This is a genomic window from Pedobacter paludis (assembly GCF_003173575.1).
GTDB classification, from domain to species: Bacteria; Bacteroidota; Bacteroidia; order Sphingobacteriales; family Sphingobacteriaceae; genus Pedobacter; species Pedobacter paludis.
Genome location: NZ_QGNY01000001.1, coordinates 386,567 through 412,543 on the forward strand (window position 1 = coordinate 386,567; position 25,977 = coordinate 412,543).

Annotated in this window: 17 protein-coding genes; 13 read left to right on the plus strand and 4 right to left on the minus strand. The window is 42.7% G+C overall.

What is annotated here, in order from left to right; all coding sequences use genetic code 11:
• Positions 1-61: 61 nt before the first annotated feature.
• From DF947_RS01590 to DF947_RS01605, 3 genes are all read left to right on the plus strand, one after another.
• Positions 62-2,383, plus strand: coding sequence for an alpha-L-rhamnosidase (locus tag DF947_RS01590; protein ID WP_109927932.1), 2,322 nt, complete (start codon positions 62-64; stop codon positions 2,381-2,383).
• Between the two features lie 291 nt (positions 2,384-2,674).
• The gene (locus DF947_RS01595; RefSeq protein ID WP_109927933.1) at positions 2,675-3,235 is read left to right on the plus strand and encodes a DUF4365 domain-containing protein; all 561 of its coding nucleotides are present in this window, start codon (positions 2,675-2,677) and stop codon (positions 3,233-3,235) included.
• A gap of 617 nt (positions 3,236-3,852) precedes the next feature.
• The gene (locus tag DF947_RS01605; RefSeq protein WP_109927935.1) at positions 3,853-4,923 is read left to right on the plus strand and encodes a reverse transcriptase family protein; all 1,071 of its coding nucleotides are present in this window, start codon (positions 3,853-3,855) and stop codon (positions 4,921-4,923) included.
• An 88-nt stretch (positions 4,924-5,011) separates the two neighbouring features.
• On the opposite strand, the gene DF947_RS01610 is transcribed toward DF947_RS01605, so the two are convergent.
• Positions 5,012-5,755, minus strand: a complete 744-nt coding sequence (locus DF947_RS01610) for a hypothetical protein (RefSeq protein ID WP_109927936.1) — start codon at positions 5,753-5,755, stop codon at positions 5,012-5,014.
• A gap of 770 nt (positions 5,756-6,525) precedes the next feature.
• Between DF947_RS01610 and DF947_RS01615 the strand changes: the two genes are divergently transcribed.
• The 6 genes from DF947_RS01615 to DF947_RS01640 all read left to right on the plus strand — a co-directional run bounded on the left by DF947_RS01615 (position 6,526) and on the right by DF947_RS01640 (position 14,587).
• Entirely contained in the window at positions 6,526-7,803 is a 1,278-nt protein-coding gene (locus tag DF947_RS01615) for an aminotransferase class I/II-fold pyridoxal phosphate-dependent enzyme (protein ID WP_109927937.1), read from the plus strand.
• 51 nt (positions 7,804-7,854) lie between these two features.
• Positions 7,855-8,493, plus strand: a complete 639-nt coding sequence (locus tag DF947_RS01620) for a TetR/AcrR family transcriptional regulator (protein ID WP_109927938.1) — start codon at positions 7,855-7,857, stop codon at positions 8,491-8,493.
• A gap of 165 nt (positions 8,494-8,658) precedes the next feature.
• The gene (locus tag DF947_RS01625) at positions 8,659-9,099 is read left to right on the plus strand and encodes a hypothetical protein (protein WP_109927939.1); all 441 of its coding nucleotides are present in this window, start codon (positions 8,659-8,661) and stop codon (positions 9,097-9,099) included.
• 172 nt (positions 9,100-9,271) lie between these two features.
• Positions 9,272-10,216, plus strand: a complete 945-nt coding sequence (locus DF947_RS01630; RefSeq protein ID WP_109927940.1) for a response regulator transcription factor — start codon at positions 9,272-9,274, stop codon at positions 10,214-10,216.
• A gap of 332 nt (positions 10,217-10,548) precedes the next feature.
• The gene (locus DF947_RS01635) at positions 10,549-13,032 is read left to right on the plus strand and encodes a DUF4238 domain-containing protein (RefSeq protein ID WP_109927941.1); all 2,484 of its coding nucleotides are present in this window, start codon (positions 10,549-10,551) and stop codon (positions 13,030-13,032) included.
• A gap of 67 nt (positions 13,033-13,099) precedes the next feature.
• Positions 13,100-14,587: a serine/threonine protein kinase gene (locus DF947_RS01640; protein WP_109927942.1), complete on the plus strand. Its 1,488-nt coding sequence runs from the start codon at positions 13,100-13,102 to the stop codon at positions 14,585-14,587.
• Positions 14,588-14,618: 31 nt separating this feature from the next.
• Here DF947_RS01640 and mobC read toward each other — a convergent pair whose 3' ends face one another.
• Genes mobC through DF947_RS01655 form a run of 3 tightly spaced genes read right to left on the minus strand, consistent with a single transcriptional unit; the run spans position 14,619 to position 18,293 of the window.
• Entirely contained in the window at positions 14,619-16,667 is a 2,049-nt protein-coding gene (gene mobC, locus DF947_RS01645; protein WP_109927943.1) for a conjugal transfer protein MobC, read from the minus strand.
• Between the two features lie 10 nt (positions 16,668-16,677).
• Positions 16,678-17,904 (minus strand): relaxase/mobilization nuclease domain-containing protein, encoded by a 1,227-nt coding sequence (locus DF947_RS01650; protein WP_109927944.1) that lies wholly within the window; start codon positions 17,902-17,904, stop codon positions 16,678-16,680.
• Positions 17,889-18,293, minus strand: a complete 405-nt coding sequence (locus DF947_RS01655) for a mobilization protein (protein WP_109928486.1) — start codon at positions 18,291-18,293, stop codon at positions 17,889-17,891. Before DF947_RS01655 ends, DF947_RS01650 begins: the two co-directional genes overlap by 16 nt.
• Positions 18,294-18,858: 565 nt before the next feature.
• Here DF947_RS01655 and DF947_RS01660 point away from each other — a divergent pair.
• From DF947_RS01660 to DF947_RS01675, 4 genes are read left to right on the plus strand one after another with little or no spacing between them, the layout of a single operon-like run.
• Complete coding sequence (locus DF947_RS01660; protein ID WP_109927945.1) at positions 18,859-19,923, plus strand: patatin-like phospholipase family protein; 1,065 nt, start codon at positions 18,859-18,861, stop codon at positions 19,921-19,923.
• Position 19,924: 1 nt separating this feature from the next.
• Positions 19,925-22,165 (plus strand): caspase family protein, encoded by a 2,241-nt coding sequence (locus DF947_RS01665; RefSeq protein WP_109927946.1) that lies wholly within the window; start codon positions 19,925-19,927, stop codon positions 22,163-22,165.
• Positions 22,166-23,917, plus strand: coding sequence for an nSTAND1 domain-containing NTPase (locus DF947_RS01670; RefSeq protein ID WP_109927947.1), 1,752 nt, complete (start codon positions 22,166-22,168; stop codon positions 23,915-23,917).
• Entirely contained in the window at positions 23,914-25,902 is a 1,989-nt protein-coding gene (locus DF947_RS01675) for a hypothetical protein (protein WP_109927948.1), read from the plus strand. Before DF947_RS01670 ends, DF947_RS01675 begins: the two co-directional genes overlap by 4 nt.
• The last annotated feature ends 75 nt before the right edge of the window (positions 25,903-25,977 follow it).

The window sequence follows — 25,977 nt, forward strand, 5'->3', positions numbered from 1 at the left end:
CTAGCTTTTACTTTAGTAAAATACCATCACATTATCAAGTCTCTTTCATTCAGAGAAAACCATGACTTCATTTCTAAATTCTATTCGTAAGTTTATAAGATACCTGCTGTATCTAGCGGTCTTTATTTGCATTTTACTCATTTGTTTTGCGAAGGTATTTGCAATTTCTTCAAGGAAGGTAAATTGTGGAGTATATCCTAGATTTTTCGCGAACGCAAAATGGATTGGTCAAGCAGACACTAATTTGGAGGTGATCCAGTTTGAGCGTGTGTTCAGTATCAACGCAAACAAAAAGATTAAGTCAGCTACACTTTACCTCTCCGCACTCGGCATTTATGAATCTTCAATCAATAACCATACTGTCGGCAACACATACTTTGCTCCAGGGTGGACCAGTTATCTTCACCGTGTGCAGTTCCAAAAATATGATATAACAGCGTTGCTATGTCAATCAAATAATAAATTGAAAATTATCCTTTCAGAAGGTTGGTACAGCGGACAATTCGGTAGTGAGATGAAAATAAATAACTATGGTTCATCGAATGCAATAGTTTGTTTACTCAAGATAATCTTTACTGATGGCAGTACCCAAGAAATTGTTTCTGACAAGCAATGGAAATACACCTCATCATTTATCAAACAAACCGACTTCTACAATGGCGAAATGCAGGATACCCGCACAGTCGCAGCAAAGAAATATACTCCGGTTAAGATACTGCCTCGACGCAAATCTTTGCTCATTCCGCAGGAAATTCCGTTCGTAAAAACACATGAAACTTTCCCCTGCAAAAAGTCTTGGCTTGATTCCGCCGGAAGCCGCATCCTCGACTTCGGTCAAAACCTCGCTGGCTTTGTTAGGCTTACCGTTAAAGGTCAAGCTGGCGACACCTTAAAAATCAGCCATGCGGAAATGCTCGATCAACATGGCAACCTCTACACAGAAAACCTGCGTCTCGCCAAAGCTACAGATACTTACATTCTTAACGGTAAAATGCAGACATTAGAACCGCACTTTACTTATCATGGCTTTCGATACGCGAAGATAACGACTAACGGAAAAACTGAAATCAACCTAAAAACTATTCGCTCGGTAGCATTGTACACCGATCTAAAATGGAACGGCAACTTTAGCTGCGACAACACTGAACTTAACAAACTTCAGCAGAACATTCTTTGGAGCATGAAAAGCAATTTCGTCGATATCCCAACCGATTGCCCACAAAGAAGTGAGCGCTATGGCTGGACTGGCGATGCTCAGGTTTTCACCAATACTGCCGCCTGGAATGCAGATGTCTATCAATTTTACAAAAAATACCTGCGAGACTTAAGCGCAGACCAGGGTACCAATGGAGCGGTACCGAACATCATTCCTGATTTCAGAAAACCCCATAAGTCAATCAAAACAGGCGTTTCTGGCTGGGGAGACGCCGCTGTATTGATCCCCTGGCGATTGTATCAGGTTTATGGAAAAACGGAAATACTCCAGAAGCAATACCAGAGCATGAAAACCTGGGTAGACTACATCGGCTCCCGGACCAAAAACGGAATCTGGATGGACGATGGTTACGGTGACTGGTACGCGCAAGGCGATTCGACTAGTCTACCACTCATTAACCAGTGTTATTATGTTAATTCCGCCAATTTATTATCCAGAACAGCCAGGATACTTGGAAAAAAAACTGATGCTGAGCATTATCGCCAACTTGCCGACAACGCTCGCCATAAATTTCTTTCTACTTTTGGAACTTTTGATAAGCCAGCGACTAGTACCCAAACAGCCTATTTACTTGCGCTCGAATTTGATTTATTACCTATCAAGCAAAGAAAATCTGTTGCTGATAAACTTGTCCAAAACATTAAACACAATGGCACAAGGCTGGCAACAGGTTTCCTTGGAACCCCATTTCTTCTACCCGTACTTTCCCGTTTCGGACATCAAAAAATCGCCTACGATCTATTGCTGAGTAAGCGAATGCCGTCCTGGCTTTACCCGGTGTCCAAAGGCGCCACCACCATTTGGGAAAAATGGGATGCTATAAAAGAGGATGGCAGTTTACAAGAATGCTCATTTAACCATTTTGCCTACGGAGCAGTCGGCGAGTGGTTCTATTCGGGCATTGCCGGGATATCCTTACCCGAACCCGGGAGTAACCTCATCCGCATTACGCCTATAGTCGATCGGCGATTAGGATCTGTGAACGCTGCCTACAAAAGTAGGTTTGGTACTATCCAAGTTAAGTGGAGAATTGTCCATAATCAGCTATCACTGTATATTAACCTCCCCACCGGTACAAAGGGAGAAGTGACCGTTCCTTATGTTTCGGGAGGAACGCCGAAAACCTATCAAGTCAAAAGCGGTCTAAACCACTTTATCACTCGTTAAGATTGTTGTAATACTTAACTGACACTGCGCTCGAAAGCGAAAGGGACTTAGATATCAACTGAGGCTCATTTGGAGAGAAATTTCCACAAATTCAGGTATTAGATTTTTAAAAGCTTATTTCTGGATTAGAAATAATGTTATAGCTTTACATAAAATTAACCTCTATGTATTTAACTAAACTTTTCAGTAAACCGGAACTACGGTTAACAGCATTCCCTTTCAATAAATTTCCGGTAATACTGCTATTGAATTCCTGATAACATCCCTGTTCGACTACAACAATCGCACACCATGGATGAAAACAAAGTAAAGGAGAAGATATCCGAAGCCTTTTTTAGCCTGCTCATGGCGAAAAACCGCTTTAAGATTTATAAGTCCGACAGCGGGGACGATGGCATCGATCTGAGAATCGGCGATCTGATCAAATATACAAGGGATAATCATGCAAATTCCTATATCGACGGACAGCATATTCTGGATATCCAGCTGAAATGTACTACCGAAAAGCAGATTAAGCGATTGACAGATGGTAATTTTTCCTACCAGTTAAAAGTGAAAAACTACGAGGACCTTATTATCAAGCGCGATGCTGGCGGGGCGATCAAGATGATCCTGGTACTGTTTATCCTGCCAGATGATGAAAGCGAGTGGATGAAAATCCTGGACGACGAGATCCGACTCAGCAAACATGCTTATTGGTTTTACCCAGGGCCTGAATATGATCTGGACCGGACGGCCCGTGTGCAAAATAAACACTCCTCAACCAAAATCGAATTCCAGAAAAGCAACCAGCTGATTTTAGATTTCAAGACACTATTTAATACCTTTTATGCGATTTCAAATCCTAACTAATATCTTGATATCCCTGCTGGAAAAAAGGGGATGGGTGATAACAAATGATGGAGCGGAAAAACCATTGAAGTTTGTCCGTGCCGGCATATTCAATGAACCCGTTCAGATCCTTTACCCGCAGGACACGAATTCTGCGGATTTCCCGTTCCTGCTATCCCTCAGCCTTAAAATTCTACTGGGACTTGAGCCTGCGCTGTCCAAGCACTATTGCTTAAGCGAACTGATTGCCTTATCAAAGAATATCAAACATAAATTTTCGAAACAAAAAAAGGACTGGATCCTTCGGGAACCGAAAGTCAAGTATGAAAACAATGAAATACCCGACATATATATTCCCATAAAATGATATCTTTGGGCTTGAGATCTTTCTTTAGCTCAAGTGGCCCGTGAGGGCTACGGGTAAGCGATTCGTTTACCTGAGGGGAACTTTCTTTCTAGCGATTTATACGATGAGAAAATAGACGCGGAGCTGCTGGGTGTTGATACGCTCGAGCCGCGGGGCTTTCCTTAACTCAACTACGCTTTGGCTCCGTTCGTTAAGGTTCGTTATTTTATTTTCGGATGATTTTGAAAGAGAAAAATATGAGTGTGTTTCGAAAGAATTGCATAATCTTGTAATGAAAGAATCTAACTATTCATGGAACGAATACAAGTTCCGTTTTGAGCAAAAGGCCATTGATTTCGGGCATCCCCTGTCTAAGATCGAAGGTCTTTTGCTTTATGCGCAAAAACTGTTCGCAGCCAACCTGCCAGTCATCTATGATCTGCGCCATTTGTCCTATCTCACCGGTTATCGTGAAGAGTACATGCTTAGGGCAACTTCACGTCCGGAAAATTTTTATCGTTATTTCAGGATTGCAAAAAAAAATGGACACTCAAGGGAAATCAGCGAGCCCCTGCCTGGACTCAAGGAAATACAATACTGGCTACTGGATAATGTCATCAAAAAACTTCCGCCCAACAAATTGAACAACGCCTATCTGGAAGGACGATCGATCATCAGCAACGCGAAATTTCATACCAAACAGCAAAAACTGCTTAATATAGATATTGAAAAGTACTTCAATAATATCACCAAAAAGCAGGTTGAAGGATTTTTCTCCAGCCTGGGCTACAACTTGGAGGTAAGTTCTCTGATCGCTGGATTGCTCACGATGAAAGATGGCTTACCCCAAGGCAGTCCGAGCAGTCCTTACTTATCATCGATCATGACGGTACAGATCGATGTCACCCTCTTGGCTGAATGCCGGGCGCTTGGCCTCCGATACTCGAGATATGCGGATGACATCTCTATATCGGGTGAATTCAATACCGAAGAGGTTGTCAAAAAAGTAAATGCAGTACTCTTAGCGAACGGCTTTAAGGCAAATTCGCGCAAAACTACAGTCAAAAAATCCCATCAAAGACAAATGGTGACCGGTGTGGTTGTCAACAAGAAATTATCGGTAAAGAAGAAAGTTATCAAAGAACTGAGGCAAGAGTTGTATTATATCCATAAATATGGATTGGAGCAGCATCTCCGACGAAAAGAAATACAGCGTAGAAATTACCTAAACGTGCTTGAGGGAAAGTTGAATTATTTTTGCTCTGTCAAAAGAAATAACGCAGAACTCAGTTACATCAGGAGAATGCTGAGCGAAATTAAGATCAGGGAGTCCGCCGAACAATTGCGATCAGCCTTCGAATAAATCACTGTCAGGGCAACCAATCAATAAGTCTGATGCGAAGGCCTGGTTTGCGGTACCCACACAATTGTAAAAAGCGAATTAGGATAGATTATAAGACAGGTTTCGTTACCGACGGCCATAACCCCTTGATCTCCTCGCAGTTTTTCTCCACCAATTCTGAAATTCCGTTACCTATCCTGGCAGCATTATAGATCTTGCCAGAAAACACATCCACAAATAAGCAACGTTTTGGGTCCAGATTAAGTTGTTTTACATTTTTGAAAAATGTCCTCAAGACATGTAGCGACACTTGCGCTTCATTTTCCTTTAACTTAGTCTTGGTAAAATTGAATTTCAGTAAGCCAATTTGATTGTCGGCTGCATCAAACAAGAGTATGTCCGACATCGCGCCAATTCTGACCTCCTTCACATAGATGTTGTCCCGGTTATGGCCCAAGTTACTTCTAAGCACATACCGCTCCAAGATGGGCATTAGCAAAGTTTTCATGGCAACAAACTTTTCCAAACCCTCGCCGGAGCAATGCCTATTTTTATAGTCATCTGTCTTTGGGTCAAAAGGCAAAGCCTCTTTTTTCAATTTGGCCGCGCGGCGCTCGAATTCAGAAAAATAAATGTCATGGTCATCAATATAATTCGCAGCGAAAGTATCAACAATGATTTTTCTCGCTTCCTCATAAAACCTTGGAATGTATCCTCCCGGGTATTTGCATTTCATCAAAATAGTTTGCTTCGCCTTCGCTGTCGAATCAGGATATCGCGCAAACTGCTTAAGCGACAACTTTGGATCTTCTACAACCGTCTGCTTCTTTACTTTAATTTCAGTGGAAATCATCTTATCTAATTTAATTATTGCCTGATTATCAGTTGAAAAACACTTCAAATGAAACTTAAAATTAACGAATACTAAAAAAACTAGTAATCCATGTTATTAACACTTTCGCTATGAAACGAAATGTTTCAGGACAATAAGAACGATTTCGTAAGGCTGGATGGGATTAGGAGCTGTTTATCAGTTTTTTATGTCGCTGTGGGGCTGTTAATAACTTTAGCAATAAATATAGATTTTGTAGTATTAGATCTACTTATCAGAACATAAATAGTTTGCTGTCAGGACCATATCCTTTGCATGAAAGCGGCGGATAGATTTACCATCTAGCATTGAATTGCTGGAGAAATCTAAAAAAATATTCACCCCTAATAGTTATTACCCACCTCGAGAATTGCCATAGGTATAAATGGGCGAAACTGAGTTCACCCTGAAGAGAATTAATAATGATTTTTCAATATTTATCATGACAGATTCGGGGTAAAAATTTAAAAATATTCTTGAAGGTGCTGAAAATCCGACGTTTTCAGCCTTTTATCCGTTCGCTTACCTCGGGGTTTAGCGTACGGATTTTCGTATTTGCTCTTTTTGGAGCGAAGCAGAATTGCTATGCATTCAGCCAACCTAAATCCCGAAAATTTATTCGTTTGACTATCAGTGTTTTATGAAATATTTTCAAAAATATTCACATATCGGGGTTTATTCACCCGAGCGTATATTTTTCGCATTTAGCTTAGCCACAGCCAATTAAGGCAAACGCTTATTATTCAAAAATCATGCGAAACATCGACTTTAACCATGCCACCTTTAAGGATTTTGAAAATCCCGAAGGCATGAGCGCTTATGAACGCGCTGCTTACTTCAATGAATACCTCGACTTCCAGCAGGAACGCGGACAACTTAACTACCGGCTGATGGGACTTACGCCCAGCGGGCCCACCATCGACATGGACATCCCTGGTTATGGCGGAAGAAAACCCTACGTCTGCCTGGTCTCCAATGACTACATGAATTTCTCTCAGCACCCACTCGTGAAAAAGGCTGCCATGGATGCCATTCGGCGATGGGGAACCGGTTCGGGCGCCTCGCCGGCCATTGGCGGGCACTATGAATACCACCAGGAACTCGAAGACAAAATCGCGCGCTTTTTTTTCCGCGATGCTGCCATGCTGCTCACCACCGGTTACACGGCCAATTCCGCCACCATGCTTTCGCTGCTGCAGGAAAAAGACCTTGCCATCATCGATATGGCCGTTCATGCCAGTATGCACGAGGGCGTAAGGGCGAAGAACAGCGTCACCTTTATGCACAACAACATCGAACACCTGGAAAAACGCCTGAAAGAATCTTATGGCAAGTTCCAGACCGTGTTTGTAATTGTGGATGGCGTCTACTCCCAGGATGGGGACATTGCCAAGCTCGACCAGATCGCTGCACTTGCCCATGCTTACGGCGCTTATGTGGTGATGGACGATGCGCACGGTACCGGCGTCATTGGCGACACCGGCAGGGGCGTAGTCGAACTGTACAACCTTTATGATAAAATCGATATCATGACCGGAACCCTAAGCAAAACCTTTGGGCACCTGGGCGGTTATGTGGTCGCCTCACCCGAATTGATCCGTTTCTTGAAATTCCAGAGCCGCCAGCACCTGTTCTCGGTCACCTCATCACCCGCCGTGGTGGCCGCTTCCAAGGCCATTGACCTGATCGATGAAGAGCCCGATATGCGGGAAGCGCTCTGGGAAAACATCCGCTACTTTAAATCAGGCCTAATCTCTATGGGACTCGATGTCGGTACTACTGAATCCGCCATTATCCCCGTGAAAGTGCGCAACCTGGCCAAGACCCATGAGATCAATAGCATGTTGCTGCATGCCGGTATTTATGCTACACCCAGCATGTACCCTGCGGTATCCAAAAAAGATTCCCGAATCCGCATGTCGCTCATGGCGACCCATACCCGGCCACACTTGGATAAAGTGCTCAATGCCTTTGATGATATCCGGACCAAAATCGATATCAGTCAAAAAGAAAGTGAGCGGCAGGAATAACACCACGCATCATCCTTAAACATCAAATATTAACCTATCAAAAAACAACCAATGAAAAAGAGAGGAAGGGGAAGACCAAGAAAACAGGATGCCATGGAATCACGCGAGCTGCTGCTCCGGGCCGTGGGCGCCATCATGCGTGAGGAAGGTTATACCGGTCTAGGCGTGACCAAAGTGAGCGCAAGGGCAGGGGTAGACAAAAAAATGATATACTGGTATTACCAGAACTTCGAGAACCTGGTGAAAACCTATATCAAAGAGAAAGATTTCTGGACCCCGGTATTCAAAAAAGTCGGCAAACTCCGCTCACCGGAAAAGGAGGTGATCTGCGAATTTCTGATGAAGGTCTTCAAGGAGCAGTTCCGCTATTTCCTGGCCGAGAAAGAAATGCAGGAATTCATCCACTGGCAGGTTTCCGAATCCAGCCAGATGCTGAAGGAAGTTTCCGAGGAACGGGAATTCCAGGGCGCGGCCATTGCCAAGCTCACCGATACTTTCTTTGAAGGGGTGGACGTCAACCTGCGCGCTGTACTCAGCATCGTTCTGGGCGGCATTTATTACGTCACCTGGCATGCGGATAAAAACGGTTCTTCGGTCTGCGGCATTGACATCAACAAGGCCCGGGACCGCGAGGCTTTCGAGCGCACCATCGGGCAGATCATTGGTTGGGCATTTGACAAGGCCGGATAAAATTAAAGGGCATTGCCGGTATTTGTTTTTTGCAAGGTGAATTCTTTTGAGTGTTTGCCCAGATTCCCGGTGCCCTTTAATTTTATGTTTTTCAATTTAATTTCAATTTAACTTCGGTAAGCGTTCAGGAAAATCAGAAAGCCGCTTGCTCAAAATCCTACGTTCATGAAATACATTACTTCTGCAGAAGAAAGACTAAAGGTCATCGTGACCTTAAGTCAGGCTTTTGCACAAAATAAAAGCGTGCTACAACTCACCGGTACCGGCGCAAATCAAAACCAAAGGCGGTTTTACCTAATGGATTATGCCATCAGTGAAGCGCTTGAATATGGAAAGGTTGTATCGGACGATTCTGGAAATGCCTACGCCATCATTATCTTCAAAGACCGGAAACGTTTTTCTTTTTCATCGCTGCTTAGAAACCTTAAATTCATCTTTCGCGTAATAGGTCTGCTTAAAGTTCCTGCTGTCTTGTATAAAGAAAAGTTCATCGCGGATACCCACAAAGCGCATTTCGGGATATCCGCGCTTTATTATGTCTGGTTCATTGGTGTGCTGGGAAACGCGCAGGGAAGGGACATGGCACGGTTCTCTTGCAGGAACTGATGCAGCATGCCGCCAGCCTAGACCGCACCTTGGTGCTCGAAACTTCCACCGAATCGAATCTGGCTTTTTACTGGAAAGCAGGTCTGGAGTGTTACGATATCCTTGATATCGGATTTCCCCTCTACTGCTTTAGTAGCGAACGTTAATATTTTCTATCTTTTTACTTCTTGTTATGCTCGTGTTCAACTCTGAAATGCACCTGCTGACCTTTATATTCATCGTAGTTGAATTTGGGATGCTCGTGTTTTACCAATTACCCCATTATCTGGCCCATACCAAAGATAAAAGCCGCCTTTACTACCTGATCTTGTTATCGCTGCTATTAGTCTACAACGTCACTGGCGGACTGTTTCCGGATCCTGCGATCCCCTTGCCCATAACCCTTCAGAACATCATTGCCTATGGCTCGGGATTTTTGATGGCATCCTATTTCCCTTATTTCTTTTACAAAACCCTTGCGCTGGAAAAGTTGCGCTTTCATGCGCTGTATGGCGTACCACTATTTTTGCTGCTGCCATATTTAGTATTCTTTGCCGGCTTTTATACCTTCACCGAAGATCTGGATGCAACTATCAAATGGGGGATGATTATACCATTTTTCTATTCGATATTCATCATGGCGGCCATACTTCGTGCCCTTCGCATCAAATTTAGACAGGAAGATCGGGCAGGGTACCCTGTGCACCAATGGGAGGCGCTTTCAATTTACTGCGCGGTTTTGCCATGGGTCTGTATGACCATTTTTTCTTACCTGCACATTTCGCAGTGGATCGAAGTGCTCTGCACCAACTTAGGTTTTATCTGCACTACCGCGGCCTTTATTTCCCATGCCGTTCGAAAAGAAAAGATCAACCGGAGAAGGCTAGAAGAACTATCGGTTGCCAGGCCCAGTGATGAAGAGTTTGAACAAAACCTGAACCGTTACAATTTTAGTAACCGGGAAATTGAGATCATCCGATTGCTCCGGATGGGGAATTCCAAACAGGAAATCAGCGAAAAACTTTTCATTGCTACCGCAACGGTCTCGCGGCATGTCCAGAATATCCACTACAAGGCGGAAGTTGGTAATCGGATCGAGTTAATGCGTAGACTGGAGTCAAGCTACCCCGATAAATGACGGATATTAATATCTATCAAACTCAAACCCGTAAATGTTTCATTAAGTTGGACGAAGTCAACAGGCCGGAAGGAGCTGGGGATTCACTGTCACAAAAAATGATCGCTTTTCGATCCCTTTAGAATAAATTCGAATGTAGTACTATCGTAATTGGCTACTAAACGCTATGCGATTGTTGATAAAAGTTGGGATAGGTAAACATCTCATTAGCATTGAGAATCGATATCTTTATTTCACGTATTAGCACTGCTGAAAAAGCTTGGCACTTCAACACTGGTAAGGCAAATGCAGGTTGATAGCTATTTATAATATTTTCATTTACCAACATTAGTATGGCGGAGAAAAAAGACTTTGTACTCAAAGACAGTGAGGATGCTAAAACCCTGACTAGAAACAACCATTATGTACCACAATGGTATCAAAAGGGATTTCTGGGACAGGCAACGAAATTGCAGTATCTCAATCTTTCACCCGATACCATTACACTCGAAGATGGTAGGAGCTTCACCCACAATGCGCTAAAGATCTGGGAACCGGTAAGATGCTTTTTCGAATATGATCTTTACACCACTATGTTTGGCCCCTTTATTAGCGATCTGATCGAGCGAAAGTTATTCGGCGATATCGATGCCACGGGCTCCGCAGCAGTCAAGGCCTTTATAGACGGCGACTTTGCCGCTCATCATGATCATTTTTTGAATTTTTTCAAATATATCGATGCTCAAAAAACAAGGACTCCAAAAGGGCTTACTTGGTTAAAAGAACGATATGATGACTTAGATCAGGTGGCATTAATGAGAGAGCTGCAAGCCATCCAACAAATGAACGTAACCATGTGGTTAGAAGGTACTCGGGAGATTGTTTCTGCAAAAGATTCACCTGTCAAATTTATAATTTCCGATCATCCGGTAACCGTCTATAATTATGCCTGTCCACCAAGCGCAGCAGAATGCGCTTATCCAAATGATCCCTCGACAGCTTTGAAAGCCTCTCAAACTGTTTTCCCGCTAGACAGAGACCATTGTCTGATTCTAACCAACTACGAGTTCGCTAATGATCCAGAGATTAAAGATCCAAAGGCAAAGCGGACAAACGCCAGAAATTTTGGCCAAACCATGACAAGGACCAACGCCCTTTTGCGAGACAGACATTTATCCGAAAAACAGGTTCTGGAAATTAATTATTTAATTAAACAACGTGCCGCACGGTACATTGCTGCTGAAAAAAAAGAATGGCTTTATCCTGAAAGTCAGCTTACTATTGATTGGTCAGACCTCAAAAAGACATTGCTTCCCCCTAAGAATAAAGTGTATGAATTTGGCGGGGAGATGTTCTGGGGAACACGAGATGGAAAAACGTATTCTCAGGACGCGTTTGGAAGAACGGCAGGAGATACCAGTTATTTAAATAAACCATTGCCGAAAGGGAAAATAAAAGCAAATCAGCCTTGTCCATGCGGTCAGGGACGGAAATATAATAACTGTTGTCAGAGCCAACCAATTTCCAAACGCCCAGCTTGGAACGTTTATAGTATCCGGGAACGAAATTTGCTGCTCGTAGAACAGATCATGCAAATACTTGGATTCAATAGTGGCAAGGATTGGGAAGACTTTCGTAGAGCAATTACTGAGGACCAGGTACGAGATATCTATCAAGCAGTTGCCGATTTATGGCCTGTAGATACTGATATTCTGGGGCTATTACCCAAATCGGATGGTAAAATCAGGGCTGTGTACTCCGGAATGATCGATTACCGGACCATACCACAATTTTTGATCAGCTCCACGCTATATTTTGATGAAGTGATCATTGCCCATCCCTTTACCAATCCGAATGGGATGAACCCTGAATACAGCCCAATAGAGAATCCTGGTGAGTTTAAAGAGCAAATAATTAAGCTAGTAGCGTTAGTTTTTTCTTTACGCCCCTTTATTGCCACAGGTAAAATAAATATGATTCCCGATCCCGGTAATTTTAATCAGCATTTACGTTTCCAATCTATCGATAGTGCCAAAAACAGGGTTGCTGGATTGAATATTAATGAAGAAGAATGGGAATCGCTGAGTGAGCTGAGGAAAGAAGACCAGGAGCGTATGCTCTACAATTTACCCCGAGAACAAAAACGTATACAACTGAAGAATTCTTTCCCGACAGCCAATGATGGGTTCATCGACCGTATGATCGAATACATGAACAAGAAGAGGCTGGCAGACCCGATGTGTATTTTACAGGATGATCTTTATGTTGACGGAGGGCAAATGAACATTAGCACCATGGGGCCAACCTTTGAGATATCGATGTTCCTAGCGCAGATCACAGGTGGATTTCTGCTAACGGATAGTCCGACCCGCTGGCAAGAATTTTTAAATGGAAAGTCTCATTCGCAAACAAAGGTCTCTGGAGATTTCGAGCAATTGACAACAGCTATTGAAAACATTGGAATGCCCTTTAATTACCTGCCTGATGTGGTCATCGAACTTTGGCGAGGAGGGAAGTTCGAAGAGGTACGAAAAATTTGGCAAAGGATCTACGAAACCGTTTCGAATGCCTCCAAAGCTCTTGACAGCCAGCTCGAACGGGAGCTGGAAGATGAATTGATGAAAGCGAACGAGCAGGCCCGAAAAGATATTTCGGCACTACCAATCACCGACCCGGAATTAAATCCTAAGAAATATGCTTTTGAAGCGAAATTTACAGTTGTCATCCCCAAAGATGGTTTTTCTGACAGAAATGTTTTGCGGTTCTTGCTAACTTCCGGTCTTGATGACTATGCCAAGCGCATACCGATGGCGATTTTCATGGAAAGAATGTCTTGACAGTAAAACATACTAGCACTTTGTTTTTTCATATTAATTTTTTCTATTTTCAACCAGGGAATCGATCATGAATATCAAAAAAAAGAGATACTACAAGTCCAAACAAAACAATGGACAAAATGCTAAATACGGGAAGAAAACCGCGAGGAAAATAGGAAAATATCAAGTGATAGAAGAGCTTGGAAAAGGAGGGAATGGGGTCGTATATCAAGTCAGAATAGGCAAGCTTAGTTACGCAATGAAAACATTAAAAGATTTTTCGAAGTCATTTCGCTATGCAAGGTTTCGTGATGAAGTGAAGGCCCTGAACGATTTGGGTCCGATAGACAATGTTGTCAGCTTGATTGATTATAACCTTCCTATTGAACCAGAAACAAATGATGTTCCCTATTATACCATGCCCATTGGCGTTCCTTATCTTAAACATATCCAGGGTAAAGACCACGAGTTACTCTTTAAAGATTTTTTAAAAATTGTGAAAGCAGTCGCCACCCTTCACGATAAGGAATACACTCACCGTGATATCAAACCGGACAACCTGTTGTGGATCGATGGCAAACCAACTTTATCCGATTTTGGTTTGGTTAGTTTTCCGGATAAAAGTGCCAAATCTCCACAGAATGAAAAAATTGGTCCCCAATGGACCATAGCACCCGAGATGCAGCGCACATCCTCCACCGCTGAATTTAAAAAAGCTGACGTTTATTCACTGGCAAAAACCCTGTGGATTCTCATCACCGGTAGCAAATTTGGTTTTGAAGGACAGTATATTCCAAATAGCAATATCTCAATAGACAATTATGTCGAGGTGATGATTAATAAACCAACTGTTGCAGGACAATGGTACTATCACTCAACAGTAATCTTAGATAAACTCCTTTCAGAAGCTACCGATAATGATCCTACAAAAAGACCGACAGCGGAAGAATTCTATAAAATTTTAGAGTTCTGGCTCCAGACCAATGCTAAGTTCGAACAGCGCAATCCCTATGAATGGGAGGAAGCAATTGATACCATATTTCCGTATGGCATGCCTACTACTTGTGAATGGACGAACAAGGAACAGATTTTTAGTGTTTTAAAACGTTTGGTTGCCTATGATAACCTAAATTATTTTTTTTATCCCGATACAGGAGGAGATATGATGGGGACGCTGGAATTAGCGCCCGATCAGCAGACATTCATCATCAATGGAAATAGACTCATCTTACCAGAGAAGCTAATCTTTCGAAGTGATAGCGTAAAACGTATCAGCTATTTCAGACTTGTCGTTCAAAATATCGGCGCTGTAACCAATGTTCCTCAAGGGAGTACCCATGAAGAATATTTAGCGGACGAACAATATCAATATGTTGCACCTTTGTATCAAGAAGGGGTCAACGGACGCCGAGTAAGAAAGTACCTAAACGGAACCTTTGTTTTTGTAAACAAGCGCTCCAGGATCAATGATCTACGCGGACCATACCGGCACGGCCTTTATATGGATGGACACACCGGTATCCACGATCAAATTCCTGCTGAGGAATACCATCAAATGCTGTGTGACAACTGTTAGGAGCTAATATATAAGATAAAAACATGGGAGCCTACATCGATGGTGTCCGCTTATCTTTTTTAAAAACTTGTTTTCCATTCTTCACCTCCTTTTTCCGGTCTTTCTTCCCCTTGCCCTTCGCCTTGTCCGCTTCATCCTTTTTAGGCAACTTCTCCAACTCACTCTTCACCAATTCCCGTACTTCCTTTTTAATCCTTAAATAATTCACTTCCACATCTTCCGCGCTTACCTGCCTAATCTCCGGCAAATTCACATAATCAGCCTCTTCTCTTGCAATCCCCTCATGATCGTTTTGCAACTCCGCATGGAACATCTTCTGCGGAATTTTGACTCCAGGACTATCCGCCACCAGACCCACAAATTCCCCGGATGATAAAGTCGCAATCTTCGACGCCGGAATCGCATAGTCCATCTGAGTGGACCTAGAAACCGAAGTATCCGAACTGTTAATACTCAAAGACTGCCTATCCTGCAGAATCTTGCCAAAAGTTTCAGACAACTTTTTCGCACTGTCCCCGCTCACTTGCCCGCAGAGCATATTCGCGCAAATGCCAGCAATGATCTCTGCCTGTTCAGCCCCATATTCTTTTTTCACCTGCTCAATACTCTGAATCCCCAGTGTACAAGAAATCAAATTACTCCGGCCTGTAGAAATCGTGGTAATCAAATTCGCCACTAGTGTCGGGTACTCATCAAAGATCAAACTGCATTTGAGCTTATCCTTTTTATTAATCAGCTTCAGCATCCGGTTTACATACAGCGAAAGCACCGCACCATAGGTGTCAATCTTTTGTGGATTATTGCCCATACAAACCAACTTAGGTTTTTCAGGATTATTGATATCCAGCGAAAAATCATTGCCCGAGAGCACGTAATACAATTGAGGCGAAGCCAGCCTGGCCAGCGCAATCTTGGCCGAGGCGATCTGTCCCTCCAGCTGCGCTTGCGCATTATTGCGAAGCGCCGACACAAATGGATTAATCAGCACTTTGACTTCTTCCACGGTTTCCATCACGGTAAACAGTTCCCAATACCCAATCTGCATGAGCTCAATCGCATGCGGCAAGGTACAATACTTCCCATCCTCATATTTCCGTAAAAACCAGATTACCGCGGTTAAAAAATTAATCGGCGATTCAACAAAGAAATCCCCTTGCTTTTTCAGCCAGTCCTTATTCAATCCCATCATAATCGTTCGGCTGGCCTCAGTCGCATCGGTAATGTCCTCCATACCCTCTGGCGCTAAGGGATTACAGCGATGCGTCCGCGATAAATCCTCGAAATTGATCACATAAAAAGCCGGTTGAACCGCATAATGGCCATGGTAAGCCAGTAATTTATTATAAGCCATCCGCGTCAAATCATCAAACTTAAAATCATATAGAAACATGCTATAGCCCTTTTTGATCTGCTGATCGATAATGTGGCGGATCACAAAATAGGTTTTCCCAGCGCCACCGCTTCCGGCAACCAAAATCGACCGAAAAGGATTGATGATGTTAATCCAGCCCGGTCGCGTTGTGTTTTTTAGCTGGTAACGGGTTGGTAAATTGATGGAATATTCATTCTCCAGCAACCGCTCTTCCTGCGGGAAGGTCTCGTTTTCTGAGTTGAATACATCTGTTGACATCTGGTCTCTGATTAACCTTGATAACCTCGCACCACCTGTCAGTAGCAATAAATATCCGATTAAAGCCAACAGGATATAAACACCGGTAACCAGCGAAATATCCGTTTTCAGGTAAAAGGCTAGGTAAGAAAAAACATAACTAATTAAACCCGAAGTCAAATAAACCTTAATACTGTCCTGCCTGGCTTTTTCATCCTTTCGGCCTTTCACGCCGAGTAAAGAAACCGCTAAAAACAGGAGCGAAGCGAGTTTTGGTTTCAATATACCCTGCATCCAACTCAGTCTAGCCAGGTTCGCTATCATCCGATCGGTAATCCCAGTCTTTAATCCCCATGCTTCAAAAGCTGAATAACAGCTAAGATAAAAATGCAAAACCAAAATGAAAAGGCTAATCAGCCTGCTAAAGTCTGCGATCTTGCGCAGTCCCTGAGTATCTTCTCCAGTGTTCATAAATGATAATTTATCTGATAATTTCGTTTGACTGACTTCTGCTTTTACGGCGTTTTTTCCTTCTGAGATTATTTAGTGGCTCGTTGTCCGCTTTGGTCAATAGTTCCAGTAAGGGTAAGCTAGTGGGCGAAATGGACCGCTCCAATTCAGCAATCTCTAGCTTGATTTTCTCCGGCTTACGCAATACCCGGGTAGGTTCATGTCCAAAACGCGCGGTAATGGCCTTTGCACTATAGGCCTTTCCCAATTCACTGCCATTCATCACAACTTTAAGTTCATGGTCAATATAGGTCAATCCATAAACCGTTCCCTGATCACTTTTTCGCCAGAGCGGCGAGATGTACTTTTCTCCCAATAAACTTGGAAATCTGGGTTCATCGAAGGATGGTTGTCTAACCAGCAGTTCATCCAGCTTTCTTTTTAATGCAGGTTTATGTTCCTGTTTTTTAGCGACATTTTTCAAATACCGTTTCTCCAGGTTATTCATCGTTGGCCTTGCATAAATGCTGCTCGCTTTCACCGGTACGCCTCTTGGTAGTCCCATGGCATCCATGGCAAAATACTGCAATCCCCTTTTCTCAAACATCTCACTCCCCGGCACCCCGCGCTCGGCATGCACCCCGAAATGGGAAAGGACCGCCTTATATTCCGCAAAGGATCCAAAAGCGTATTCCCGGCTCACCCTGGAGACAATGTTGCTAATGGCCCGCCTGGTCGGCCGCTCCCCATACACCAGCGGCTTAAGCGCTTCTCTTAAACTGTTTTCCCTTCCTTCGGCCTTCACCAGATCATATTTAATTTCCAAGGCCTTCCTGGTGGGTTCAGAAAGATTTTTTCCAATGTCATGCAGGCTTATCCTGTTGCCATCCCGCTGAATGTTGGTCGAGATGATATGTACGTGCGGATGAGCGCTGTCGTTATGCCGATAAACCAAAAATGGCTGGTCTCCAAAACCGATGCCTTCCATGTATCCCGACGCTAGCAACCGAAGTTTATCATTACTTAAGCTATCATCCGCATGAAAGTTTAAACTGATGTGCAGCGTATTGGTTTTTGCCCGGGCATTCAAATCCGTTAAGTGCCTGAAGCGGCCAAGTTTCTGTTGAACATTCATCCGATCTATTTCCCCTGCAAAACCACTGGCCAGGATCAGCTGCGCATCACCCTTGTCTACTTTGTTCTCATTATATAGCAAGGCACCGCGAATGGATTTACCCGTTATTATTTTTGCAACCATTTTTGCGCGAGTTGGTCCACGATTTTCAGTAGCAGCGTAACCCTATTATCGACCTCCAGGTAAAGCCCTTCGGTTTTTTTGGTGAAAAAAGCCCGCTCGGCTACGCGCTGCGAGCGGTGAAAGTAATGGGTCTGCTGGTTGATGTTGACCCCGATCGCCTTTAATTCCTTTCGGATCAACGCCAATTCTTCCATCACGCCATTCATGCTGATATCTTTATGCAGCAGGGTAATCCGTTCTTTAGAAAGGATCCGTCGCGCCAGCTCACAAATGCTTCGGCAATCGGTCTGTTTTTGCAAACTCATCAACCGCTCATAAACCCGGTCATTCACCCGAACGCGGATTAGCTTTCGGAGCTGGTCTTTTTCTGAAAGTTTTGGTCTACTCATTTTATCCATCTTTTAAGGCCTGACGAGTTCCGAGTGAGGCCCAAAACTTAAGTTTTGCAAGATGTTTTTGTCTACAAAAGTACATCTTGCTGCACGCCGTACGCGGGCCTTAACAAGCCGAACTGAAAGCGCTAATGCGTCCCTGCTAAGGTTAAATAAAAGCCCTCGGTAACTATTAAAAAATTAGGATGTGGACATCGGTTAATCGCATCCTGGCAACCTTGGCTTTACGCAACAAATCTGCATTCGGTGGTATTCCCGTTCACCCTACTAAGGTTATTTATTTTTCAAGTTCATTAAAAGATCATTGACGATCAGTGCTAAAAACAATATGGCATTTCCGTAAAGTTTTACAGCCCCTGTACGTTTAAAAAATTAGAAACATGCTGATCAAATCCATTGAAAAAGTGAAAAACACCAAAAAAATACTAAATTTTAGGTATTGATTTTTGCTAAAGAATTGATTACTTTGGTTTTACCAATTTCAAGCGCTCGACTCTCCATTAGAACTTGCTGTTCCAAGCTGGCTATAATCACCAGCATCTAATAATTAACCTCTATTTCAATGAATTCAAAAAAATTAAATATCCTCTCCCTTGATGGGGGCGGCATAAGGGGCATCATTCCATGCCGAATCATGCAATTTATAGAAGAACAAACCGGAAAACCCATTTCCAAATTCTTTAATGTCGTTGCCGGAACCTCCACCGGAGGCATCATTACCCTTGGACTGACTGCAGAAAACGATGAAGGGGAAAATGTCTTTTCTGCAGCGGACATGAAATCATTATACCTAGAACATGGGAGCGAAATTTTCTCCGGCAGAAAGGGCGGGATATTGAGCAAGATTTCACCCACCTTATTCAACCGGCCTTACGATAACAGCAAAATAGAAGCAATTCTGGAGGAAAGATTTGGCAAACAAATGCTCAGCAATGCCAAGACGAATGTCATCATCACCACTTACGATATCCAGCGTGGACGACCTTTTTATTTTTCATCCAGGCTTGCCCAAAATAATCCCTCAGAAGATTTTGCGATTAAAGACGTCGCCAGATCGACCTCAGCAGCACCAACATTTTTTAAACCTTCTGTACTGGAAACAGAAGCAAATGGCGAAGTTTCTTTCATTGATGGCGGCGTATTTGCCAATAATCCAGCGATACTCGCTTACAATGAAGCTAAAGAACTATGGAAACTCCAAAGACAAGCCTTAACCCCGGCGACCTTCGCTTCGGGGACTAAAGGCTTTGATCCGGTCGTGAGCGCAGATGATGATGATTTTCCTTTTTTCATGCTCTCCATTGGAACCGGTTATACCAAAAGCAGCATCGAAGGTACCCAGGCAAGTAAATGGCGGAACAAAGACTGGTTTGAACCATTAATGACCGACATCTTTATGCGTGGTGTTGCCGAAAATACGCACTTTAACATGCAACACCTTCTGCCGGATTATCGAAGCGGAGCAAAACGCTACATCCGGCTAGATATGGAACTTCCAGAGCAGGCCGCGGCAATGGATAATGGGAAAGCTGAAAACGTAAAAAACTTGGAAAAAATCGCCGAAAAGTTCATCGAGGATAACCACGAGCTTTTGATATCGATCTGCAACAGACTCACCACAAATTAACATGGATTTAATTGTTGAAAAAAGCTACGCAGCATTATTCGGCGTAGGACAGCGTGCCGGTGATAGTGAAGGTATGGCCGTCACGAAAAACGATGCGAAGCAGCTCAGCAAAGCCCTGGTCTCCGCCTGTGACTTTCCGCGAGAAAACATCGCTTTGCTTTCAGACACTAATGCAAGCAAGGTTGGCATTCTTGGTAAACTGGATGAGCTGATCGAAAAAACTATCCAAGAAGAGGCTGATCTGACCATTATTTTCTTTTCTGGACATGGGGTGATCATCGGGAACGAAGGCTACCTGATTGCCAATGATAGCCTAAATGAAAACATCACCGCTACGGCGATCAGCAAAACTGAATTTTCGCTGAAACTTAAAGCGATTAAAACCAGAAAGATGGTCGTTTTTTTGGACTGCTGTCATGCCGGGATTTTCGCAAAGAGCCACACGCCACTTCGCTCAGCCGATATCGATGTAAGGGGCAGCAACCGGGTGATTATTTGCGCATCACACCATGCGCAGTTATCACTCTTGAGCATCCCGGTTAGCCTGTTTAGTTTTGCAATAATCGAAGGGCTTTCCGGAAAGTATCTAAAAGAAAACGATCAGGACATCGAGCTCTTTTCGCTTGCGATGTACATAAGGGAACGGGTGGCAACTTTATCAGATGCAAAGCAGCAGCCCGAAATCGATCTCATCGATGGCGGATCAACGAGTAACTTTATCCTGGCCACCCATCCGAGTGGATACAACAGACGTTTTTTTGATGAAGACTTTCAGCTTTGGGAGGCGCATAAAAACCTACTTGATTTGGATGCACCAGTCAGGATTGATGAAGCTTACCGCAATAACTTTAATATCAATAATGGGCTTTTCATAAAAAAGCAAGTCGCCAACGTAATTAACAACTACAGTGGCAGTCAGAACATGACAAATGATGTGCTTTCTATTGCAAATATAACCTCCATTGGCGATACGCATATTAGTTTAAATATCGGTGGAGAGGATGTAAAGATTCAAAATTCGCTCCAATCGCTGCAAAGTGAATTAGGCAAGCGCAAAGTTGAGCAGCTGCAAACCGCCAACATCATATACAACATTGGCGCAATCAACCATACCAGTTTTGATATGATTCAGGGACGAAAGGTGTTTAATTTTGAGCTTATTAAAGCAATTATAAATACCCTTTCCGCTCACAATCAAGACATAAAAACCTTCAGGGGAGCTGCTGAGAAACATTCTTTGGACTGGGAGCGTGCAGACCAAATCCGAAGAGTCGCACTAGGCCATATCGAGAACAGTTTTATCGGAATTATTCGTGTACAGCTCCGAAAATTATTTGCCATTGGCTTTGAACCGATGAGTGAGGTGAAGTTGGAAAAATACATAAACCAGTGCAATCAGCTCGTCAACGCGATCATTCGACTGTTTAACTTCATACTTATTAAAACTTTATGCGAAGCTGTGCAAAAAAATGCTACCAAGCTTACGCAGGAGGAAATGGCTATTTTAGAGCCATTTTATAATGCTTTTTTTGAGCGATCTGCCGAAGAAAATTATCTTACATTTAAAGGATTGATCAATATCTGCAGATTACATCAAATCCAACCGGCGATGGATGAATTGATGCGTTTTGCGAATGGCAATACCGATAAAGCATTTCATAACCTGGAGCTGCTCAAGCAGAAGGGAGTCCATTCGGACGGCAATGATGCGCTTTACAAGTTTACTGACTGCGCCAGCGCAGAAGCTTCCATAATTAAGGTATTTGATGGCCTTGGCTTTTTGATTAACTATAAAATGGTTGTGATTAATGGTGTCGCTTATGAGGAAGCTTACAGACAGCAACAATTTTATGTGCACAAATATTCGGTGCTTGAAACCGATACTTTGCAGAAAGCGAATAAAATAAGCTATGAATCAAAGCCTATTCCTTCTAATGCAATAATTATCTATAAAGGAACATATCAGCTTGGAATCAATCTTTTTCCATTTGTTATTGACCTGAATTCTCTAACAGAGGAGGAATATCCCAAGCTGTATGTTTTTGTTCACATGGGTGAAGTACAAGATATGTTAACCTACAAGTTTATCGAAGGGGAGCAACTTTATCAAATTTCTGGGAGCAAAAGGCAGCGAACGATAAAAGAATTGAATGAAGAAATGACCGATGCGGATAAACGCAAGCTTTACAAACACGACCGGATTTTTGAAATTTTTTCCGACGATAAATCAACATTAATCTAGATGGAAACAACAAAAACTTATCCTTTCAAGTTTCTGGATGCCTATACCCGTGAAGATGAGGCTATATTTCATGGACGTAAAGAGGAGATCGATCAACTCTATGAAATGGTATTCGTCAGCAATCTGGTCTTAGTTTATGGCGCTTCGGGAACTGGGAAAACAAGCCTCATTCAATGCGGTCTTGCGAGTCGTTTTGAATCCCATGATTGGCTGGATTTGACTGTTCGGTGGAATAAAAATATTTTGTATTCCTTACGTCAGATAATTAATCAAGCAATGGTGCAACAAGAGATCAGTTCAGACTTTCGCAAGGATTCGCCAACAACAGTCGCTAAAGCAAGTAACAAACCAAAATCGTTCGTAGAAGAGGATTTGAAAGCATTGTTTTTAGGATGTTTCAAACCTATTTATCTAATATTCGACCAGTTTGAAGAGCTTTTTATACTTGGAAATACTGAAGAACAAGAAAAATTCAGTGAAGAGTTGATTAAGCTACTAGAACTCGACATTCCTTTAAAGATGATATTTTGTATTCGTGAAGAATATTTAGGGCATCTAGCGCCAATCGAAAAACAGATACCCCATTTCATGTCTAAAAAACTCAGGTTGGAACCGATTGGTATAGCTAAAACCCACGATATCCTCACAAAGGCCACGGCAGCAGACAGCTCAAACATCTCCATCCCTAAAGAAAAGGCTAAAGAAATATGTCAGTCAATATTTGATAAAGTCAAAGGAAAAGAAAATTCACTATATATTCAGCTTCCTTATTTGCAGGTATACTTAAACGAACTCTTCGAGCGGATTCAGTCAAATTCACCAAATGATAAGACCTATGTTTTTTCCCTAGACGAGATTCAAAAATCTGGGAATATTGAAGATGTTTTGCGCGAATTCCTGGAGGATGAAGTGGCCAGTCTGCGAGCCAAAGTAGAACTTGATCAGGAGCAATTATGGTCAATCTTATCCTATTTTGTATCCCTGGAAGGGACTAAAGAACCCATTAGTAAGGAAAAGCTCAACGAAGCCTTTGAAGAGTTGGGTGATAAAGTGCACCAGGTAATCAGTTCCCTTATCAGCAAAAAAATCTTACGCGAAATTGAAGACGGCACTAGCCTGGAACTTTCACACGACTCCCTGGCCCAAAAGATCGCCGAAAAAAGGAGCGAAGAAGATATTGCCCAACTTGAAATCCGCAGTATGCTCAAAGGACAAGTAGCGATGTCTAAGAAGATACGCGAGTTGTTTAGCGAAGAAAAACTAGTGTTTATGCAGCAATTTTTACCCACACTGCAAAAAAGGCAACTGATCGATAAAGCGAGTCAGGCCTTAATTGATGACAGTTGGAAAAAAATTAGCGAAGAAAAGGAAAAAAAAGAAGCTGCTGAGCGACAAGCTTTTGCTGATGAGCAGAAAGCGCTCGCTGATGAAAAAGCAAAAAACCAAATATTAGAAAACGCGCTCATGAAAAACAAACTACTTTCCAAACTCGTGTCTGTTGTTGCGGTACTGGCGATAATATGCGCGGTATTTACGCTCTATTTTTACCGGGAAAACCAGCGGAAAATTGATGCTATTGAGCGATCGGATAGAATGAATACCGCCAAAAAGCTTAAAGAATCTGGTGATGGATATAAAGACGTCGAAAGTTTTGCAGATGCCAAAGACAGCTACCAAAAAGCGCTCGATACCATCGCTAATTATCCCAATGAACCATTATACAAAGAACTTGAAAAATTAGTCAAAGAATGAAAAAGGTTTTAATCTTACTCGGTTTACTTTCTATAGGCATAGTAGCTGTTGCCCAAGATTGTCCAAAGTACACCAAGGCAATCAAAGCGGGCTCCGATTCTCTAGCCATCCAAAATTTTAAAGGGGCGATGAGACAATTCCAGATTGCACAAATCGCCTCCAGGGAGTGTAATATAAAGAGTGAAGAACTTGCTGGTAAATTCAAGCAATTATTCGAAAGTCTGATTGCATTGCAAAGAAAGGCGCAAGCAGACCAGCAGAAGGCAGAAGCCGCTACACGCGAGATTTCCCAGGCCCTGCAACGCGAAAATGCGGAAAAAAGAAAGGCTGAAATATTAAAAGATTTTGCCCGTTCACAAACATTCGCCAACGCCGCCTATGCTTTTTGTGAAAAAGATCCAACCATGGCAGTAGCATTCGCACTCAATTCGTTATCTATTCATGCCAATAACATGGCATCGAGATCTTTATTAAAAGCTTTTAACCTAAATTCCTGGTTCTACTCTCACCGGTATGATCGCATCAATTACGCGGACCTCTCCAAAGATGGCAAGCAACTCGCTATCTCCTCAAAATCTGGCACCAGATTGATTGATCTAGCCACTGATCAAGAACAATTATTGCCCTATTCAGACTGTGAAATCAAGTATTTAGATAACGGGAATATTGTGCTTTATCAGCCTTACCCATACCTTGAACGAAACAAACCCTTGATATTGTTAAGTAAGCATGGTAAAGAGATTTTAAGGATTGACCAAAAATACGTCAACCTCAGTATTGCGGCAAACCATATAATCCTACGCGAAGGAAGCGATAAAAACGAACTGCTGAATATCGATGGCAGCTCCGGACAAATTAAAAGGGAGACGATACCTGAGGCGTTCAAGGGGTACACGATATCGGTAAAAACATTTGGCAAAATCAGTGTCGTTTATGGGTATAAATCCGGAACGGTATATCTTACTGATCGCGCTAGTTTTAAAAAGACATTAAAAATAGATACGAATTATGCCATCAACAGCGTTGATTGTCGGAATAACGACTTGCTATTCTCTTTCATCGCATCAGGCGGGAGTAAACTCGCAGGCGGCTACAGCATCTACAGCATTGACCAAAGAAATCCCCATCCATCGGATTCATTGGTATTCGTTCCCGTAGACGCTGACTTTTTCTACAACAGAGCCCGTTTCATTACCAATAATCTGCTCATTTTTACAACAGGTAAGGGGTTAGCAAAAATAATGGACCGTTCAACTGGTCGAATGATCCAAATTTCAGCCCAAAGTGCCATCGATAACATCACCAATCTCGAGCAGGATTCGCTATTCGCGATTGCCAGACGGTCTGGAGATGTTGGGATATATAATCATAAAGGGCAATTGATTTCAAATCTTATTGGCTCAGGAGGCGTTAATGAATTCAACAATACCTTTGTTAAAATGGCGACAAGTGAGGCTAATGACAGGATATTTACCCTTAGTCGGGATGGTGTTATCATTTGGGAAAAACCGAACTATAACTTGATGGCAAGCGCGCAGGATAAAAACGCTTTAGAAAAATTAAAAAAACTGAATCAAAAGCATGCCTTGAACAATGATGAAATACCATTGCTCAAGAGTCCGAAATTGGTAACGCGTAGTACAAGCTCCTTTTTTGCTAACAGTCTTGAAGAATTCTCGCTCAAGTTTAGTCTGGGTGCATTTAACGATGAGCTTAAAACCGGATTATTAAAAGACATTAATATACTTTATCCAGAAGAAGAAATCGAAGAAGATCTTTTTATGTTGCCTAATAAATCTGTAAGTCAAGAATATTACTCGAGGTTTTTTCTTTTAAATCCAAATGTGCTTTACCAAATCATTGCAGGTGAAATGCAGAAAAACCGGATCCGAAAACTTGACGAGGGAACGATGGCGCAATGGATTACGACCCCTGAATTTAAAGGAAAAATGAATGGCAAACTAAATCCAGTTGCCATAAGGTAGCAAAACTATGAGTCTCCAAAGCTTGGAGCAGCGATGATAAATCCAGCCATGTGTGCTTATCTTTTTTTTGCTGAG